The sequence below is a fragment of the Streptomyces bobili genome (assembly GCF_002154575.1).
Classification (GTDB): domain Bacteria; phylum Actinomycetota; class Actinomycetes; order Streptomycetales; family Streptomycetaceae; genus Streptomyces; species Streptomyces bobili.
The window spans coordinates 1-786 of the sequence record NZ_MUBA01000878.1; the positions used below are offsets into that span (position 1 = coordinate 1).

Sequence of the window (786 nt, forward strand, 5' to 3'; positions counted from 1 at the left end):
GCCGACGACCTGGGCCTGATCACCCTCGCCGACCAACTCGACGCCCTCGAAAGAGAGGTACGCCGTCCATGATGGACCCGACCACTGACAACGCCGGGAGCACCGGGGACCCGGGCAGTGCCCGCGCCTCCCTGGAAGCCCTGCGCGCCGAGATCGCCAAGGCCGTGGTCGGCCAGGACGCCGCCGTCACCGGCCTCGTCGTCGCCCTCCTCTGCCGCGGACACGTCCTCCTCGAAGGAGTCCCCGGAGTGGCCAAGACCCTGCTGGTCCGCGCCCTCGCCTCCGCCCTGGAACTCGACACCAAACGCGTCCAGTTCACCCCGGACCTCATGCCGAGCGACATCACCGGCTCCCTCGTCTACGACAGCCGCAGCGCCGAGTTCTCCTTCCAGCCCGGCCCGGTCTTCACCAACCTCCTCCTGGCCGACGAGATCAACCGCACGCCACCGAAGACCCAGTCCTCCCTCCTGGAAGCCATGGAGGAACGTCAGGTCACCGTCGACGGCACCCCCCGCGCCCTCCCCGACCCGTTCCTGGTCGCCGCGACCCAGAACCCGGTCGAGTACGAAGGCACCTACCCCCTCCCCGAAGCCCAGCTCGACCGCTTCCTCCTCAAACTCACCGTCCCCCTCCCCTCCCGCCGGCACGAGATCGACGTCCTCACCCGCCACGCCGAAGGCTTCAACCCCCGCGACCTGCGCGCCGCCGGCGTACGCCCGGTGGCCGGTCCCGCAGAGCTCGCGGCCGCCCGCGCCGCAGTCGCCAAAACCACCGTCTCCCCCGAGA

The 786-nt window shown here is 71.0% G+C and carries 1 protein-coding gene; it reads left to right on the forward strand.

What is annotated here, in order from left to right:
- Nucleotides 1-68: 68 nt before the first annotated feature.
- On the forward strand, nt 69-786 hold a 718-nt coding region (locus tag BZL64_RS38425; protein WP_167396270.1), incomplete at its 3' end, for an AAA family ATPase.